At 57.1% G+C, this 17796-nt stretch carries 13 protein-coding genes; 7 read left to right on the top strand and 6 right to left on the bottom strand.

The window, feature by feature from the left end:
- Window positions 1-62: 62 nt before the first annotated feature.
- Window positions 63-833 carry a lysophospholipid acyltransferase family protein gene (locus BOP96_RS11565; protein WP_003187258.1) on the top strand — a complete coding sequence of 257 codons (771 nt, stop codon included), beginning with the start codon at window positions 63-65 and terminating at the stop codon, window positions 831-833.
- Between the two features lie 181 nt (window positions 834-1014).
- Here the strand turns inward: BOP96_RS11565 and BOP96_RS11560 are convergent, their stop codons facing one another.
- Complete coding sequence (locus BOP96_RS11560; RefSeq protein WP_073452725.1) at window positions 1015-3294, bottom strand: CHASE2 domain-containing protein; 2280 nt, start codon at window positions 3292-3294, stop codon at window positions 1015-1017.
- Between the two features lie 410 nt (window positions 3295-3704).
- On the opposite strand from BOP96_RS11560, the gene BOP96_RS11555 reads away from it, so the two are divergent.
- A complete protein-coding gene (locus BOP96_RS11555) occupies window positions 3705-4427 on the top strand; it encodes a response regulator transcription factor (RefSeq protein ID WP_014716281.1) in 723 nt (240 codons plus the stop codon).
- 105 nt (window positions 4428-4532) lie between these two features.
- Here BOP96_RS11555 and gyrB read toward each other — a convergent pair whose 3' ends face one another.
- From gyrB to dnaA, 4 genes are read right to left on the bottom strand one after another with little or no spacing between them, the layout of a single operon-like run.
- Window positions 4533-6950 carry a DNA topoisomerase (ATP-hydrolyzing) subunit B gene (gyrB, locus tag BOP96_RS11550; protein WP_003187253.1) on the bottom strand — a complete coding sequence of 806 codons (2418 nt, stop codon included), beginning with the start codon at window positions 6948-6950 and terminating at the stop codon, window positions 4533-4535.
- Window positions 6951-6954: 4 nt separating this feature from the next.
- Window positions 6955-8058 (bottom strand): DNA replication/repair protein RecF, encoded by a 1104-nt coding sequence (recF, locus tag BOP96_RS11545; protein ID WP_003187251.1) that lies wholly within the window; start codon window positions 8056-8058, stop codon window positions 6955-6957.
- A 20-nt stretch (window positions 8059-8078) separates the two neighbouring features.
- Window positions 8079-9182: a DNA polymerase III subunit beta gene (gene dnaN, locus BOP96_RS11540; RefSeq protein WP_073452723.1), complete on the bottom strand. Its 1104-nt coding sequence runs from the start codon at window positions 9180-9182 to the stop codon at window positions 8079-8081.
- A gap of 38 nt (window positions 9183-9220) precedes the next feature.
- Window positions 9221-10741 (bottom strand): chromosomal replication initiator protein DnaA, encoded by a 1521-nt coding sequence (gene dnaA / locus BOP96_RS11535; protein ID WP_032901521.1) that lies wholly within the window; start codon window positions 10739-10741, stop codon window positions 9221-9223.
- Between the two features lie 585 nt (window positions 10742-11326).
- Here dnaA and rpmH point away from each other — a divergent pair.
- The 5 genes from rpmH to mnmE all read left to right on the top strand — a co-directional run bounded on the left by rpmH (window position 11327) and on the right by mnmE (window position 15255).
- Entirely contained in the window at window positions 11327-11461 is a 135-nt protein-coding gene (rpmH, locus tag BOP96_RS11530) for a 50S ribosomal protein L34 (protein ID WP_003213577.1), read from the top strand.
- A 13-nt stretch (window positions 11462-11474) separates the two neighbouring features.
- Window positions 11475-11882 carry a ribonuclease P protein component gene (gene rnpA / locus BOP96_RS11525; RefSeq protein ID WP_020302575.1) on the top strand — a complete coding sequence of 136 codons (408 nt, stop codon included), beginning with the start codon at window positions 11475-11477 and terminating at the stop codon, window positions 11880-11882.
- Complete coding sequence (yidD, locus tag BOP96_RS11520) at window positions 11875-12120, top strand: membrane protein insertion efficiency factor YidD (RefSeq protein ID WP_019816912.1); 246 nt, start codon at window positions 11875-11877, stop codon at window positions 12118-12120. Before rnpA ends, yidD begins: the two co-directional genes overlap by 8 nt.
- 2 nt (window positions 12121-12122) lie before the next feature.
- Entirely contained in the window at window positions 12123-13805 is a 1683-nt protein-coding gene (gene yidC, locus BOP96_RS11515; RefSeq protein ID WP_073452721.1) for a membrane protein insertase YidC, read from the top strand.
- A gap of 79 nt (window positions 13806-13884) precedes the next feature.
- Window positions 13885-15255 (top strand): tRNA uridine-5-carboxymethylaminomethyl(34) synthesis GTPase MnmE, encoded by a 1371-nt coding sequence (gene mnmE / locus BOP96_RS11510; RefSeq protein ID WP_073452719.1) that lies wholly within the window; start codon window positions 13885-13887, stop codon window positions 15253-15255.
- 18 nt (window positions 15256-15273) lie between these two features.
- Here the strand turns inward: mnmE and BOP96_RS11505 are convergent, their stop codons facing one another.
- The gene (locus BOP96_RS11505) at window positions 15274-17664 is read right to left on the bottom strand and encodes a TonB-dependent siderophore receptor (protein ID WP_175562984.1); all 2391 of its coding nucleotides are present in this window, start codon (window positions 17662-17664) and stop codon (window positions 15274-15276) included.
- Window positions 17665-17796 lie beyond the last annotated feature (132 nt).

Here is a 17796-nt window from a genome sequence, read left to right as displayed (position 1 = left end):
AAGGACTGTTCGGGAGTGCGCTTTTAGCAGGCGGGCCGTGTCCCGCAACGGTAAATGCCGCCATGTCGATCTTGCAGGCCATCAGAACCTTTTTCTTTTACCTGCTGCTGGGCACCAGTTCGTTTCTCTGGTGCACCCTGAGCTTTTTTATTGCACCGTTCCTGCCCTTCAAGGCGCGCTATCGCTTTATCAACGTCTACTGGTGCCGCTGCGCGTTGTGGCTGAGCAAGGTGTTCCTGAATATTCGTTTCGAGGTCAAGGGCGCTGAAAACGTTCCTGATCAACCGTGCGTGATTCTCTCGAACCATCAGAGCACCTGGGAGACGTTCTTCCTCTCGGCGTATTTCTCGCCGTTGAGCCAGGTGCTCAAGCGCGAGCTTCTGTATGTGCCATTCTTCGGCTGGGCCATGGCCATGTTGCGTCCGATCGCCATCGACCGGGACAACCCCAAGGCTGCGCTCAAGCATGTCGCGAAGAAGGGCGATGAGTTGCTCAAGGACGGCGTCTGGGTGCTGATCTTTCCGGAGGGCACGCGGGTGCCCTACGGCACCGTGGGTAAGTTCTCACGGGGTGGTACCGCCCTGGCGGTCAACGCCAACCTGCCTGTGCTGCCAATTGCGCATAACGCCGGCAAGTTCTGGCCCAAGACTGGCTGGGCTAAACGCCCAGGCACTATCACCGTAGTGATCGGCGAACCGATGTACGCAGAAGGCGAAGGACCACGTGCCATCGCCGCCCTGAACGACCGCGCTGCGGCGTGGAATGAGGCGCAGCAACGGGCCATGGGCTCCCTGCCTCCGGAACCGGTGGTGGTGGAGACGCCGGCCGTTTGAGCATCTGTGGATAACCTGTGTACGCTTTGTTGGCGAATTGGCTTTTTTGCTTCATAACAAGCTGATTTACTTACATATTTCTGAAGCTCATAAAATTCAGAAAAACGTGCATAAGTTTTTTCTTCATAAAAAAACCGGTCCTTGTGACCGGTTTTTTATGCACAGCAGAAAAGCCGCTTTTTCAGTCCTCCAATAACGGCAGCAGCAGGATAAACGTCGAGCCCTTGCCCAGCTCACTTTCACACACGATGCGCCCACCGTGCCGCTCCAACACTGCTTTAACCATGGTCAGCCCCAGTCCAAGCCCCTCACTGCCTTGAGCCGAATCGAAACGTCGGTATTGGTTAAACAACTCCGGCAGATCCTCAGGCGCAATCCCCGGTCCCTGGTCGCTTATCCTGCATTCCAACCAACCTTGCGCACTGCCATGCCTCAACCTGACGGTGGTACCGGATGGGGAGTATTTGATCGCGTTCTCCAGCACATTGAACAACGCCCGGGTGAGCAGCGATTGGTCGGCGTAGACCATGGCCTCGTCCGCCTCATCCAGGTCGTGAACCAAATGGATGCCCTTCAACTGCGCAATCACCGCCACTTGATCAAAAGCGTCCATCACCAGCATGGCAAACAGGGTGGGCTGGAACTGGTAACCGTCCGCTTCAGCCTTGGCCAATTGCACAAAGGATTCAGTCAGGCTCAAGGCCCGCCGCACCTGCTGTTCGATCTGGGTAAACACCGGGGACTCCCCGTTGTGCACGTCCAACAGGGCAAGGATCGCTGAGTGCGGTGCACGCAGGTCGTGGGAAAGGAAACGCAGCATCGTCTCGCGGTGCTGCTGTGCTTCACGCTCCTTGCTCAGGTCCGTGAGGCTCAACAACCAGCCGAGGGCGAAATCCCCTTCGGCAGGCAGCAAAGGGGCTAGCTCCATGCGCAAACTGCGTTGGTGGATATCGCGAAACTCGACCAGTTCCAGTGCCGACAGGGCAGGGCGTACACCATTGTGCAGCGGGGGATAGCCTAGATCGGCGAGCTGTTCGACGAGGTTTTCGCCGCCCAGGTCATTGCCGAATACTTCACGGGCCACGCGGTTGGCCAACAGGATGCTGCCCTGAGGGTCGGTGATCAGCGTTGCTACCGGCAGGCACTCCAGCCCGTCAGCCATAAAGCGCCGCGTATCGCGTGTACGACTGACGGCTTGTTCAAGGGCAAAGATCCGCCCTTGCAGCACATCGCCCTTACTGGCGGGCGCGCGACGACGTTCCGGAAGCACCTTGGGTTCGTTATCCAGACGTGCCAGTTCCCAGCCAAAGTAGGCGAGAATTACGCTCAGACGTCGCCAATTCCAGATCAGGTAACTCAGCAACAAACCGATCAGGCATGCTGCGGGGCTCCACCAGTGGCCCAGGCGCAATAAGCCCCATGAGCCCAGCAAAGCCACGGCCATGCACGCCAAGGTCATCCACAGGGCGTAACGGGGGCGCACAAGCAGAAGGCCCAGCAGCAGGGCCACCAGGGACGTTGCTAGCAACGCCGCGAACCAGCCGGGCAGATCGACGATGCTGCGACCCTGCAACAAACCATTCAGTACTTCAGCCTGGATCTCAACCCCCGCAGTGGTGCCCACGGTGGAAGAGAGCGGCGTCACGAAACGATCGGCCATGCCATAGGCTGAGGCGCCGATCAGAACCAGGCGACCCCGCAGCGACTCGGGAGCTACCTCGCCGCGTAGTACGCTGACGTAGGACAGACTGGGAAAATGGTCTGGTTCCGAAGTGAACGGCACACGAATCTCATGTTCCTGATGCCAGTGCCCTCCAGTAGGCTCTTGTGGCAGGCCCGGCATCGTCTCGGCATGCTCGCTCATGGCGAACGCCAGCCACGCCAACTGAGGAAGCGTGCTTCCCGGCGGGCCTTCACGTAGATACACGCTGCGCACCACACCGTCGTTGTCCGCTTCGACGTTGATGTGACCGACACCCTTGGCGCACTTGAGCAGTGGCGACAACGGCGCTATGGGAGCCTTGGGGCTGACGCTGCTGTCTCCGGCGATGGGCAGCAATACATTGCCGGCTTTGCATACGGCATCGGCCAGGCGCTGCTCGTCATGACTGTGGTCGGTCTCACTGAAGATCACATCCAACAAAATGCCCGCCGGCTGTGCGGCGTTCACGCGTTCAATCAGCTCGGCATGTACGCTGCGCGGCCAAGGCCATGGGCCAAGTGCTTCCAGGCTGGGTGCGTCGATGGTCACCAGGACGATGCGTGGATCTACCGGCAAGGGCGTGAGGCGGCGCAGGCTGTCATAGAGCGGATTATTGAGCGCTAAGCCAGCGCTCAAGGATAAGTAGGCCGTAAAGGGCAGGAGTACCAAACCGATCAACAGCCATTCACGAACCAACCCATGGAACAAAAGCTGGGCCTGGGTAGGTTGGCGTTTCTCGGTTTTGCGCCAGAGCTTCACAGGGCTAGCGCCATGAGGGGGCCAAGGCATTGATGGTCGTTAAGTAAAGATGTCATAAGCCCAGGATCCCTCTCCATGGGGTTGCGATGAAGTGCATGCGGTGTTCTGAAACCAGTGAAGCTTATTTCGGTCTCATTGGAGGACTTCCCACGACCGCGCAATGAACGATACCGCACATTGGAGCGGGCATAACGCCCCGGCGAGGCGATCACGCCGACCCTTTTCCGGAACGACAGGAGCCGGTATCTTCTTTGAGGATCGTAGTGGATTGAGTTTACGGCGCTTTCAGCGTATCGAGAGATCCAGGCACTGTAGAATCCGTCCATAATTATTCAGATTCATAGGTCGGCATTTGTACAGCATGTGCCCCCCATTCAAGCTCTCGTATTTTTGTAGGAAGGACCCCGCCCATGCGTGTCGCAATACTGGATGACGAACCCGCAGAGTTGCGACGGGTGGAACAGACACTGCGACAGATTCCCGGTCCGGCTGAACAGCCCTGGTCCCTGCATTTTTTTGAACGTGGCGAAGACCTGCTACGCCAGCTACGTCGGGAAACCTTTGACCTGCTGATCCTCGACTGGCAACTGCCGGATATCTCCGGGATCGCGTTATTGCGCTGGACCCGCGAGCACATGGAGTCGCCTCCCGCCGTTATCATGCTCACCAGTCGCGATGCCGAAAGCGATATCGTGACGGCGTTGAACAGCGGGGCGGACGACTATGTCAGCAAGCCGTTTCGGCCCAACGAACTCAAAGCCCGAGTCAGCGCCGTGCTGCGGCGCCACGGTTTGCAAAAGTCGGCTACCCAGGAAGTGCAGAGCTTTAACGATCTGACGTTCGACGATGCCGAACTGACCGTCACCCGAGCGGGCAAGCCCATTAACCTGACAGAACGGGAATACCGTTTGGCAAGTTGTCTATTTGCCAACCTGGCCCGGCCGTTGTCTCGCGAGTATCTCTATGAGCGGTTCTGGAGCCACGAAGAAATGGTGTCGTCGCGGCCGTTGGACACGCATATCTACCGCCTGCGCAACAAGCTAGGGCTGACCGCGGATCGCGGTTGGCAGCTGTTGACGATCTATGGGTACGGGTATCGGTTGGAGAGTGTGACACCCGCTGTGGAAAGTTAAATAGCCTGATGTTCCACGTGGAGCATTTAAAAAATGCGCGACTACGAACCAACAAAAAAGGCCAACGCTAAGCGTTGGCCTTTTGTTTTTAGCAGATGTTCCTGATCAGAAGTCCAGGTTAGACACCGCCAAAGCATTGCTCTCGATGAAGTCACGACGAGGCTCGACCGCATCACCCATCAGGGTGTTGAAGATCTGGTCGGCGCCAATGGCGTCTTCGATGGTCACGCGCAGCATGCGACGTTGAGCAGGGTCCATGGTGGTTTCCCACAGCTGATCCGGGTTCATCTCGCCCAGACCTTTATAGCGCTGGATGGTATGACGCTTGGTGCTTTCCGCCATCAACCAGTCCAAGGCTTCCTTGAACTCCTTGACCTGCTTCTTGCGTTCGCCACGCTGAATGTAAGCACCGTCGTCCAGCAGGGTGCTCAATTGCGCGCCGAGGGTAACCACGGTCTTGTAGTCGTTGCTACCGAAGAAGTCGCGGTTGAAGGTGACGTAATTGGACAGGCCGTGGGAGATCAGTTCGACCTCTGGCAGCCATACGTTACGTTCACGGTCCTCACGCAGGCTGGCTTTGTACACCAGACCAGACTTCTCCACAGTACGCAGGCGCACTTCGTATTGGGCCAGCCAATCCTGCATGGCGGCGTGATCGCCCAACTGCTCCAGGCTCACGGCCGGCAGGTAGATAAAGTGCTCGGTCAGCTCCTGAGGGTACAGGCGCGACAAACGCTTGAGTGTCTTCATGACCATACGGAAGTCGTTGACCAGTCGCTCCAGCGACTCACCGGAGATACCCGGCGCTTCGTCATTCAAGTGCAGGCTGGCATCTTCCAGGGCCGACTGCGTCATGTACTCTTCCATGGCGTCGTCGTCTTTGATGTATTGCTCTTGCTTGCCCTTTTTCACTTTGTACAACGGCGGCTGGGCGATGTAGATGTAGCCACGCTCGATCAGCTCCGGCAACTGACGGAAGAAGAAGGTCAGCAGCAGGGTGCGGATGTGCGAACCGTCGACGTCAGCATCGGTCATGATGATGATGTTGTGGTAGCGCAGCTTGTCGATATTGTACTCATCGCGGCCAATACCGCAGCCCAACGCCGTGATCAAGGTGCCGACTTCCTGGGAGGAAATCATCTTGTCGAAGCGGGCCTTCTCAACGTTAAGGATCTTACCCTTCAACGGCAGGATGGCCTGGGTGCGACGGTTACGACCCTGCTTGGCGGAACCGCCAGCAGAGTCACCTTCCACCAGGTACAGTTCGGAGAGGGCAGGGTCCTTCTCCTGGCAGTCAGCCAGTTTGCCTGGCAGGCCGGCGATATCCAGCGCGCCTTTGCGGCGGGTCATTTCACGGGCCTTCCGCGCGGCTTCACGGGCGCGTGCAGCGTCGATCATCTTGCCGACAACCAGCTTGGCTTCGTTCGGGTTTTCCAACAGGAAGTCGGAGAAGTACTTACCCATTTCCTGTTCAACCGCAGTCTTCACTTCGGAAGACACCAGCTTGTCTTTGGTCTGGGAGCTGAACTTCGGATCCGGTACCTTGACCGAGATGATCGCCGTCAGGCCTTCACGGGCATCGTCACCGGTGGTGGCGACTTTATGTTTCTTCGCCAAGCCTTCCGCTTCGATGTAGGTGTTCAGGTTACGCGTCAGCGCAGAACGGAAACCCACCAGGTGAGTACCGCCATCGCGTTGTGGAATGTTGTTGGTGAAGCACAACAGGTTCTCGTTGAAGCTGTCGTTCCACTGCAGGGCGATTTCCACGCCGATGCCATCTTCACGCTGGATGTTGAAGTGGAACACTTGGTTGACCGCGGTCTTGTTGGTGTTCAGGTATTCAACGAACGCTCGCAGGCCACCTTCATACTTGAACAGCTCTTCCTTGCCGCTGCGCTCATCCTTGAGGACGATGCCGACACCGGAGTTAAGGAAAGACAGTTCGCGAATCCGCTTGGCCAGGATGTCCCAGCTGAAGTGTATGTTTTTGAAGGTTTCTTCCGATGGCTTGAAGTGGATCTGGGTACCGGTGGTTTCACTGTCACCGACGATTTTCATCGGCTCCTGTGGTACGCCGTGGACGTAGGTCTGCTCCCAAATCTTGCCGCTACGGCGGACAGTGAGGATCAGTTCTTCGGACAGGGCGTTCACTACCGACACACCTACACCGTGTAAACCACCGGATACTTTATAGGAGTTGTCGTCGAACTTACCGCCAGCGTGGAGCACGGTCATGATGACCTCTGCCGCCGAAACGCCTTCTTCTTTGTGCACGTCTACCGGGATGCCACGACCGTTGTCACGCACGGTGATGGATTCATCCGGGTGGATGATAATGCTGATGTCGTCGCAGTGACCGGCCAGAGCTTCGTCGATGGAGTTATCGACCACCTCGAACACCATGTGGTGCAGACCGCTACCATCATCGGTGTCGCCAATGTACATACCGGGACGTTTGCGTACGGCATCCAAACCTTTCAGCACTTTAATGCTGGTCGAGTCGTACGTGTTTTCTTCGCTCATGCCTTCACTCCCGATGGTCGTGGGTCTGGGTGATACGGCCTTGTTCCACGTGGAACAAAGCGACTGGCGTTTCCGTCTGCCAGCCTTCCCTCAATAATTCGTGGTCTACACAGGTGATAAACACCTGGCAGCGTAAGTCTTCCAACAAGCGGCATAGCGAGCGGCGGTGCTGCTCGTCGAGTTCTGACGGCAAGTCATCCACCAAATAAATACACTGACCGCGTCGAGCCTGGCTAACCAGATGGCCCTGCGCGATACGCAACGCACAGACGACCAACTTTTGCTGGCCGCGGGACAAGATGTCCGCAGCATTGTGTGCACCTAATCTAAGGCGCAAATCAGCGCGCTGGGGGCCGGCCTGGGTGTGTCCGATTTGCTGATCCCGTTGCAAGGACGTTGCGAGCACTGCACTCAGCTCACGTTCTTTGTCCCAACCGCGGTAATAACTCAGCGTCAGGCCCTCGAGGTCCAACAACTCGCTCAAGGTCTGCTCAAAGACTGGTTTCAAGGCTTTGATATAGGCGCGGCGGTATTCATCTATTTCGTCGCTGGCCAGGCACAGTTCACGGTCCCAGGCTGCTTGCGAAGCGGCGTCAAGTGTACCATGCCGCAGCCATGAGTTCCGCTGCCGCAGGGCCTTCTGCAGCCGCTGCCAAGTGGCCATGAAGCGGGGTTCCACGTGGAACACGCCCCAGTCGAGGAATTGCCGACGGATTTTCGGGGCACCTTCCAGCAATCGAAAGCTGTCGGGGTTGATCAGTTGCAACGGCAGGATCTCTGCCAGTTGCGCTGCGCTGCGCGCATTTTGCCCGTCGATTCGGATCTGAAATTCCCCACCACGATCACGCGATATCCCCAGGCTGCTATGACCGCCCTCAGCCAGTTCCACTTGGCCAAATACGGTACAGGCCAATTGTTCGTACTGAATCACGGGTAACAAACGGGCACTGCGGAAGGAACGCGCAAGCCCCAGCAGATGGATGGCTTCCAGCACACTGGTTTTGCCACTGCCGTTGGCGCCATGGAGGATATTGATGCGGGGGGAAGGGGAGAAGGTCACCGGGTGCAGATTGCGCACCGCGGTGACCGAGACGCGACTGAGGGACATCTAGCTTCTGCTGAGCATGATTACAGGCGCATCGGCATGACAACGTAAGCCGAGTCGTCGTTGTCGGATTCTTGTACCAGGGCGCTGCTGTTGGAGTCCGACAGGATCAGACGAACCTGTTCGGTAGTCATAACACCCAGCACGTCCAACAGGTAGCTCACGTTAAAGCCGATTTCCAGCGATGCGCCGTTGTAGTCGACACCCACTTCTTCTTCCGCCTCTTCCTGTTCCGGGTTGTTGGCCTGGATTTTCAGTTGACCGTTGGCCAGCTGCAGGCGAATACCACGGTACTTTTCGTTGGACAGAATCGCAGTACGGCTAAAGGCTTCACGCAGAGCCTGACGATCACCGACCACCAGCTTGTCGCCACCTTTAGGCAACACACGCTCGTAGTCCGGGAACTTACCGTCTACCAACTTGGAGGTGAAGGTGAACTCACCGGTGGTCGCGCGAATGTGGTGCTGGCCCAACACGATGCTGACGTTGCCGTCCGGCTCGGTGAGCAAGCGCGCCAGTTCAAGGATACCTTTGCGTGGAACGATTACCTGGTGACGATCCGGCTGACCGATATCGGCACGCATCGAGCACATTGCCAGACGGTGACCGTCGGTGGCCACGGCGCGGATAATACCTTCCGAGACTTCCAGCAGCATACCGTTGAGGTAGTAACGCACGTCCTGCTGGGCCATTGCGAAGCTGGTGCGCTCGATCAAACGACGCAGCCTGCTTTGCTCCAGGCTGCACGTCAGCGAGCCAGGGCCTTCTTCTACGGTTGGAAAGTCATTGGCCGGCAAGGTCGACAGGGTGAAACGGCTACGGCCTGCCTTGACCACCAACTTCTGCTCATCCACCTTGATGTCGATCAGCGCATCGTTAGGCAGGCTTTTGCAGATATCCATCAGCTTGCGCGCCGGCACGGTGATCTCGCCGGGTTCGGCAGGCTCTTCGAGCTGGACACGACCCACCAGTTCGACTTCCAGGTCGGTACCGGTCAAGGACAACTGTTGCCCCTCGACCACCAGTAATACGTTGGAAAGCACCGGCAAGGTCTGTCGGCGCTCGACGACGCCTGCGACCAGTTGCAGGGGTTTCAACAGGGCTTCGCGTTGAATGGTGAAATGCATGGTCTAGTCCCTTGCCTTAATAAGCTGCGCTGGTGTCATCACGTAGTCAGTGTACGCAGCAGGTTCTTGTAGTCCTCGCGAATATCCGCGTCGGATTCCTTAAGTTCATTGATCTTGCGGCATGCGTGCAAGACCGTGGTGTGGTCGCGTCCGCCAAACACATCACCGATTTCCGGCAGGCTGTGGTTGGTCAACTCCTTGGAGAGGGCCATGGCAACCTGGCGTGGACGTGCCACCGAGCGCGAACGGCGCTTGGACAGCAGGTCGGAAATCTTGATCTTGTAGTACTCGGCCACGGTACGCTGGATGTTATCCACACTCACCAACTTGTCCTGCAAGGCCAACAAGTCTTTCAAGGACTCGCGAATCAGCTCGATGGTGATATCGCGACCCATGAAGTGCGAGTGGGCGATGACCCGCTTGAGCGCGCCTTCCAGCTCACGCACGTTGGAACGGATGCGTTGGGCGATGAAGAACGCAGCATCGTGAGGCAGATCGACTTTAGCCTGGTCGGCCTTCTTCATCAGGATCGCAACGCGGGTTTCCAGCTCCGGTGGCTCCACGGCAACCGTCAGGCCCCAGCCGAAACGAGACTTCAGACGTTCTTCCAGGCCTTCGATTTCCTTCGGGTAACGGTCACTGGTCAAGATGACCTGCTGGCCACCTTCGAGCAGGGCGTTGAAGGTGTGGAAGAACTCCTCTTGGGAACGTTCCTTGCGGGCAAAGAACTGAATGTCATCGATCAATAAGGCATCAACGGAGCGGTAGAAACGTTTGAACTCGTTGATGGCGTTGAGCTGCAAGGCCTTGACCATGTCGGCCACGAAGCGCTCCGAATGCAGGTAAACCACCTTGGCATTCGGGTTCTTCTTTAATAGGTGGTTACCGACGGCGTGCATCAAGTGCGTCTTACCCAAGCCCACGCCGCCATAAAGGAAGAGCGGGTTGTAACCATGCTTGGGGTTATCGGCGACCTGCCAGGCGGCCGCTCGGGCCAGCTGGTTGGACTTGCCTTCGACAAAGTTCTCGAAGGTAAACGTGCGGTTCAGGTAACTGGTGTGCTTGAGCGCGCCTTCTACCTGCACAGTACGTTGCTCGGAGCGCACGGGCGCCTGTTGAGAGCTGGCACCGGCCATCGGGTCGAAGCTGTCGCGGGACGGCTCTTCATTCTCTGGCGCATTATTTTTGCGCGACGACGGCTTGGACGGCGCAGCTGTCGGTGCAGGTGCTGCGGCGACAGGCGCCACTGCAGCTTGGGCTTGCGACGCGGCGGCGGCCAATGGCGCATTCGGCGCGGCGCGAGGAGCTGAGCTGCGCTTGCTGCCTATTAATAAGGAGAGAGCAGGCGCCAGGCCGTTGCCATGTTCGTCGAGCAATTCGAGAACGCGGCCCAGGTACTTCTCGTTGACCCAGTCGAGGACAAAACGATTGGGCGCATAGACACGCAACTCGTCGCCTTCGGCTTCGACCTGTAGCGGACGGATCCAGGTGTTGAATTGCTGGGCAGGCAGCTCATCGCGCAAAAGCTCCACGCACTGCTGCCAAAGTTCCACTGACACGGATATCCCCTAAGTTGAAAGCCGGTGAGGCAAAAACAGCCGCCATTGTAGCGGCCAGCCGTCCACTTATCCACATGTAGGTTGTTCACAGGCCACCCAAAATCAATGCCTTAACCGCAAAAAATGCGACCAGTGGTCTGTGTATAAGCTCTGTGGATAAACCCACCTAAGCTCGTTGTACAAGTGGGGTCGAAAGTCTGTGGGTAACCGGCCTGTGGATAAGTAGCTGTTCCACACACAGCTTATCCGATAGCGCAGCACAGGCAGAGCACCGCTTCTCCCCCGTGTTGTCATTCTCTGTACAACACGTGGAACAAGGGCTCAAGGCAGTTATCCACAGATGATCGCGTCCCTAGCTTTTATAAGCTTTACAGAAAAGCTTTAAATAACTTCCTTCTTTATTTTTATATCTATCGCATGGCAGATGGAAGTCAGACGGGGAGAAGGGCGCCAGGACCCCGTCGACATCTAATTAAAGGAAAAGCTGGTTGGAAATTGACCTAGAGGCTTGCTTTCTCTAGAATCGCCGGTCTCTTAAAACGGGGGCCATTCCGGCCCGTTGTGGACGAACCAGGTAACAACGCCATGAAACGTACTTTCCAACCAAGCACCATCAAACGCGCCCGTACTCACGGCTTCCGTGCTCGCATGGCTACCAAGAACGGCCGTGCTGTCCTGTCGCGTCGCCGCGCCAAAGGTCGTGCGCGTCTGGCAGTTTGATAATCCGGTACTGGTGGTGAGTCAGGACTTCAGTCGGGAAAAGCGTCTGCTAACCCCCCGGCATTTCAAGGCAGTCTTTGACTCCCCCACCGGCAAGGTTCCGGGGAAAAATCTCCTGCTCCTTGCGCGTAACAACGATCTTGATCATCCCCGTCTCGGGTTGGTGATCGGCAAGAAGAGCGTAAAGCTCTCCGTTGAGCGCAATCGCCTCAAGCGTCTGATGCGCGAATCGTTTCGCCTCCACCAGGACACTCTGGTTGGTTGGGATATTGTTATCGTCGCGCGCAAAGGCTTGGGTGATGTAGAAAACCCCGAATTGATTCAGCATTTCGGCAAGCTCTGGAAACGTTTGGCGCGTACCCACAAGCCAGCACCAGCAGTCAGCACCGAAACTGTAGGGGTAGACAGCCTTGATGCGTAAACTGGCAATCGTTCCGATCCAGTTTTATCGCTATGCCATTAGTCCTCTGATGGCCAGCCACTGTCGTTTCTACCCCAGTTGTTCCTGCTACGCGTTAGAGGCCATAGAAAATCATGGTCTTCTGCGCGGTGGCTGGCTGACCTTTCGTCGTTTAGGTCGCTGTCATCCGTGGAATCCCGGTGGTTATGACCCGGTTCCACCTATCCCTACCTCCCGTTCTTCTTCGATGGCCGAGTAATCATGGATATTAAACGCACAATCCTGATCGTCGCCCTGGCAATCGTGTCCTATGTCATGGTCCTTAAATGGAACCAGGACTACGGTCAGGCTGCCCTGCCGACTCAGAATGTTGCTACCAATCAGGCTGCGCCGGCTATTCCGGACACCCCGCTGGGTAACAATGCGTCCGCGAGTGCCGATGTTCCCAGCGCGAATGGCGAGACAAGTGCCCCGTTAGAAACGCCAGTGGTCACCAACAAAGACCTCATCCACGTAAAAACGGATGTGCTCGACCTGGCTATCGACCCACAAGGTGGTGATATCGCACAGCTGAAGCTGCCGCTTTATCCACGTCGCCAAGACCATCCGGATGTGCCGTTCCAACTGTTCGATAACGGCGGTGAACGTACCTATCTGGCGCAAAGCGGCCTGACCGGCACCAATGGTCCGGATGCACGTGCTACCGGTCGTCCGGTTTATTCGACCGAGCAGAAGACTTATCAACTGGCAGACGGCCAGAACCAGTTGAACGTCGACCTGAAATTCAGCCTCGACGGTGTCAACTACATCAAGCGTTTCAGCTTTACCCGCGGTTTGTACGATTTGAAGGTCACTTACCTGATCGACAACACCAGCGACAAAGCCTGGAGCGGCAACCTGTTTGCCCAGCTCAAGCGTGACGCCAGCTCCGATCCGTCTTCCAGCACCGCCACCGGTACCGCCACTTACCTGGGCGCCGCCCTGTGGACAAGTAACGAGCCGTACAAAAAAGTGTCGATGAAAGATATCGACAAGGGCTCGCTGAAAGAAACCGTCCAAGGTGGCTGGGTAGCGTGGCTGCAGCACTATTTCGTGACCGCCTGGATTCCTAACAAGGGTGACGCGAACCTGGTTCAGACCCGCAAGGACAGCCAGGGCAACTACATCATTGGTTTCACTGGCCCGGCGTTGACCGTCGCTCCAGGTGCCAAGGCTGAAACCAGCGCTACCCTGTACGCCGGCCCTAAAAGCCAGGCGGTACTGAAAGAGTTGTCCCCAGGCCTGGAATTGACTGTGGACTACGGCTTCCTGTGGTTCATTGCCCAGCCGATCTTCTGGCTGTTGCAGCATATCCACAGCATCGTCGGTAACTGGGGCTGGTCGATCATCTTCCTGACCATGCTGATCAAAGGGCTTTTCTTCCCTCTGTCGGCAGCCAGCTACAAGTCGATGGCGCGTATGCGCGCCGTGGCCCCGAAACTGGCCGCGCTGAAAGAACAACATGGTGATGACCGGCAGAAAATGTCGCAGGCCATGATGGAGCTGTACAAGAAAGAGAAGATCAACCCGCTGGGTGGATGCTTGCCGATTCTGGTACAGATGCCGGTGTTCCTGTCGCTTTACTGGGTATTGCTGGAAAGCGTTGAAATGCGCCAGGCGCCGTTCATGCTGTGGATAACTGACCTGTCGATCAAAGACCCGTTCTTTATCCTGCCGATCATCATGGGCGCGACCATGTTTATCCAGCAGCGTCTGAACCCAACCCCGCCGGATCCGATGCAGGCCAAGGTAATGAAAATGATGCCAATCATCTTCACCTTCTTCTTCCTGTGGTTCCCTGCTGGCTTGGTACTGTACTGGGTGGTCAACAACTTGTTGTCGATCTCTCAACAGTGGTACATCACACGTAAAATCGAAGCGGCTACCAAAAAAGCCGAGGCGTAATTTACTCTGTGGATAACCACTCAAGACGCCCCCTAGTGGGGCGTTTTGCTTTCCGTCACTTTTGTTCTGGAACCTGCTGATGAGCGCTCCTCGTGAAACCATCGCTGCTGTCGCTACCGCTCAAGGTCGGGGCGGTGTCGGCATCGTTCGAATTTCCGGGCCATTGGCGGGCGTGGCAGCCAAGGCTATCAGAGGCCGGGAGCTGAAACCCCGTTATGCCCATTACGGCCAGTTCCTGGATGCCGACCACAGCGTATTGGACGAGGGGCTGGCCATCTATTTTCCAGGGCCAAACTCGTTCACCGGTGAAGATGTCCTTGAACTACAAGGGCACGGTGGTCCTGTGGTGTTGGACATGCTGCTGCAGCGCTGCTTGCAATTGGGTTGCCGCCTGGCCAGACCCGGGGAATTCAGCGAACGCGCATTCTTGAACGATAAGCTCGACCTGGCCCAGGCCGAAGCTATCGCTGATTTGATCGAAGCCAGTTCTGCACAGGCTGCACGTAACGCGTTGCGCTCATTGCAGGGGGCTTTTTCCCTGCGTGTGCATAATTTGACCGAGCAGTTGATCAGTCTGCGCATCTACGTCGAAGCCGCGATTGATTTTCCGGAAGAAGAAATCGACTTTCTGGCGGATGGCCATGTATTGGCGATGCTGGACAAAGTCCGCGATGAGTTATCCACAGTGCTGCGTGAAGCCGGGCAGGGCGCCTTACTGCGCGATGGTATGACAGTAGTGATTGCCGGCCGGCCCAATGCCGGCAAATCCAGCCTGCTCAATGCTCTTGCAGGGCGCGAGGCGGCCATCGTCACCGAGATCGCCGGCACTACCCGGGATATCTTGCGTGAACATATCCACATCGACGGTATGCCGCTGCACGTGGTGGACACCGCTGGTCTGCGCGACACCGACGACCAGGTGGAAAAGATCGGCGTGGAACGTGCGCTCAAGGCGATCAGCGAAGCCGATCGTGTGTTGCTGGTGGTGGATGCCACTGCACCGGAAGCTGTGGATCCTTTTGCCTTGTGGCCCGAATTCCTTGAACAACGGCCAGACCCGGCCAAAGTCACCTTGATCCGTAACAAGGCCGACCTTACGGGTGAAGCCATCGCCCTGGAAACCAGTGAAGATGGCCACGTCACGATCAGCTTGAGCGCGAAATCGGCCGGTGAGGGTCTGGAATTGCTGCGCGAACACCTTAAAGCCTGCATGGGCTACGAACAGACCTCGGAAAGCAGCTTCAGTGCGCGGCGCAGGCACCTGGAAGCGCTGCGTCATGCCAGCGCGGCCCTGGAGCACGGGCGCGCTCAGTTGACCTTGGCGGGGGCTGGGGAGCTGCTGGCTGAAGATCTGCGTCAGGCGCAGCAGCTGTTGGGTGAAATCACCGGCGCTTTCAGTTCGGATGATTTGCTGGGGCGGATTTTCTCAAGCTTTTGCATTGGCAAGTAACCGAGTTATCCACACCGTCTACCAGTTGTAAGACACCGTACCGAGCAAGGTACGGCTGTCGCCCCAATAGCAACGCCCCGCATCGTTGCAACCGGATACATATTCCTTGTCGAACAGGTTCTTGGCGTTCAGGTCCACCGACCAGTGTGGGTTGATCTGATAACCCAGTGCCGCATCCACCAAGGTGACGCTACCTGCGTCCAGCTTCCCGTAGAGCGTAGGCGGGGTGTAGGAAAAGGTACTGTCGAAATAGCGCACCCCGCCGCCCACGGAGAAACCCTTGAGTTGGCCGTCGAGAAAGCGATATTTGCCCCACACCGAAGCCTGGTTACGCGGCACGCCCGTCATCTGACGGCCTTCTACCAGCGAAGTGGCCGAATCCTTGGTTATCCGGGCGTCGGTGTAGGTATAGGCTGCCGTCACGTTGAAGTTGGAGCTGATGTTACTGTTGACCTCGACTTCCACGCCCTTGGCGCGACTTTCACCGACTTGGCGATAGCTGTTGGTGGTGGCATCAAGGTAGGTATCGTCCTGCTTGCGCAGGTCATACACCGACACGGTCATCGCCGTATCCCAGCCGATCGGTTCGTACTTAACGCCCACTTCGTATTGGCTGCTGGTGATCGGTTTCAACGGCGAGCCGGCGTTGGAGATCTGCTGCACGGGGACAAACGCGGTGGAATAGCTGACATACGGCGTAAGGCCGTTGTCGAACTGGTACATCACCCCGCCCTGGTAAGTGAATTTACGATCCTGTGAGTTGATATTGCTCGATGGCTTGACCTTGTCTCGGTAATCGCTGTCGACCCAGTCCTGGCGGCCGCCGAGCAGAAAGAGCCAATGGTCGTATTTGCTTTGGATCTGTGCATAAACCCCTTTCATCTGCTGTTCAAGCAAAGTGTTTTGCACTGCCAGGGGAGTGAGCGGGTCGCGCAGGTACACCGGGTTATACACATCGATGGTGCCGGCGAAACCCGCATCCCAGTCTTGATTGAACGAGGTTCGGTCATAGCTGGCGCCCAATAGCACTGTGTTTTCCACACTGCCCAACTGGAACTTGCCTTCGAGCTGGTTATCCAGGGAATAGACCATCGACTTGTTGTAGCGGTCGTAGGTGTTCATGTTCAGCCGGGTGCCGAAGCCACCGTTATTCAATGAGCCAGGCCAGGTTTCGTGCCGGTTGATACGTGACTGCATATAGCGCGAGTTCTGACGGAACTGCCAGTCATCATTGAAGCTGTGGCTGAACTCATAGCCGGTGCTCCACGCTTCGCGTTCAAAGGTGTTCCAGTCCGGGTTGCCCAGCAAGGTGTGTTTGGACAGCTTGCCGTTGGGATTTGTAAGCAGGGTACCGGCGGCGGGTAGGCCGAGTTCCAGGTTGGTATGGTCTTTCTGATAGTTGGCCAGCAGCGTCAGGGTGTTGTAGTCGTCGAAGTTCAGGGTCAAGGATGGCGCGATATACAGACGATCGTCCGGAACGTGATCGGTCTGCGTGTCGGATTTACGCCCCAGCATCACCACCCGACCCAGGATAGTGTCACTGTCGTTGAGCGGGCCCGAGATATCCACACCCAACTGGCGTCGATTATTCGAACCATAACTCACCTGCACCTCGCCTTGCGGGGTTGCAGTCGGGTGTTTACTCACCAGATTAACCAAGCCACCGGGTGCGTTTTCACCGTAGAGCAGGGAAGAAGGACCGCGGAAAATCTCGACCCGTTCCAGGCCGTAGGGTTCGCTGGTGGTGTCGTATCGATTGCCTTGAACTCGCAGACCATCTCGCAGCAGGCCGTAGCCGTAATCCGTGGCGTTGAAACCGCGTATGAAAAACAGATCGCCTGCCAAGCCGTCGCCCGCCGCGAACGGTGGGGCGAAGATTCCCGGTACGTAGCCCAGCACTTCTGTCAGGGTCTGGGACTTCTGGTCCTTGATACGCTGGCCAGTGACAACGGACACCGAACGCGGGGTCTCGGACAGCGGTGTGCTGGTCTTCGTGCCGATCCGGCTGCTCTGAGCCTTGTAGCCTACATCCCCGGCGATCTCTTGATTGAAGCCGCCCTGTTGATAAGCGTTGACGGTGGTAGGGGCCAAGGTCAATTGGCCAGCAGGTGCCGCCTGTAATACATAGCTGCCGGGAGCCTGTGCGACCGCCTGCAGGTCCGAGTTCTGCAACAGTAGCGCAAAGCCCTGGTCCACCGAATAGTCACCTTGCAGCCCTGGCGTATTCAAACGCGCCGTTTGCTGTGGCGAGAAGGACAGAATCACATTGGCCTTGGCGGCAAACTGGCTCAAGGCGTTGTCCAGCGGGCCTGCGGCAATGGCAAAGTGTTGCGTTGCGCTGGCGGCCATGACGGTGGTGGATAACAACACACCGGTCGTAGCGGTGATGAACTGCAGACCGTACGTCATGCCATGGCAGGAAAGTCGTTTGCGGAGCGGGGTGGGAAGGCGCATAGGTGAGTAAGCCCTGAAGGTAGCGTCGTGATTACCTGTAGGGCCGCACCAGGTCAAAAAAAGATAACCCCTCTGTGGATTATTTTT

Source organism: Pseudomonas sp. FSL W5-0203 (assembly GCF_001896155.1).
Classification (GTDB): domain Bacteria; phylum Pseudomonadota; class Gammaproteobacteria; order Pseudomonadales; family Pseudomonadaceae; genus Aquipseudomonas; species Aquipseudomonas paracarnis.
The sequence above is the reverse complement of the archived record's forward strand: the minus strand, read 5'-3'. Positions and strand labels throughout refer to the sequence as shown.

What these genes read in the sequence shown, in the direction of transcription:
- gyrB (WP_003187253.1), bottom strand. Translation starts at nt 6,950, where the DNA reads ATGAGCGAAGAAAACACGTACGACTCGACCAGCATTAAAGTGCTGAAA.
- yidD (WP_019816912.1), top strand. Translation starts at nt 11,875, where the DNA reads ATGCGTAAACTGGCAATCGTTCCGATCCAGTTTTATCGCTATGCCATT.
- yidC (WP_073452721.1), top strand. Translation starts at nt 12,123, where the DNA reads ATGGATATTAAACGCACAATCCTGATCGTCGCCCTGGCAATCGTGTCC.
- dnaN (WP_073452723.1), bottom strand. Translation starts at nt 9,182, where the DNA reads ATGCATTTCACCATTCAACGCGAAGCCCTGTTGAAACCCCTGCAACTG.
- BOP96_RS11555 (WP_014716281.1), top strand. Translation starts at nt 3,705, where the DNA reads ATGCGTGTCGCAATACTGGATGACGAACCCGCAGAGTTGCGACGGGTG.
- BOP96_RS11505 (WP_175562984.1), bottom strand. Translation starts at nt 17,664, where the DNA reads ATGACGTACGGTCTGCAGTTCATCACCGCTACGACCGGTGTGTTGTTA.
- recF (WP_003187251.1), bottom strand. Translation starts at nt 8,058, where the DNA reads ATGTCCCTCAGTCGCGTCTCGGTCACCGCGGTGCGCAATCTGCACCCG.
- BOP96_RS11565 (WP_003187258.1), top strand. Translation starts at nt 63, where the DNA reads ATGTCGATCTTGCAGGCCATCAGAACCTTTTTCTTTTACCTGCTGCTG.
- rpmH (WP_003213577.1), top strand. Translation starts at nt 11,327, where the DNA reads ATGAAACGTACTTTCCAACCAAGCACCATCAAACGCGCCCGTACTCAC.
- mnmE (WP_073452719.1), top strand. Translation starts at nt 13,885, where the DNA reads ATGAGCGCTCCTCGTGAAACCATCGCTGCTGTCGCTACCGCTCAAGGT.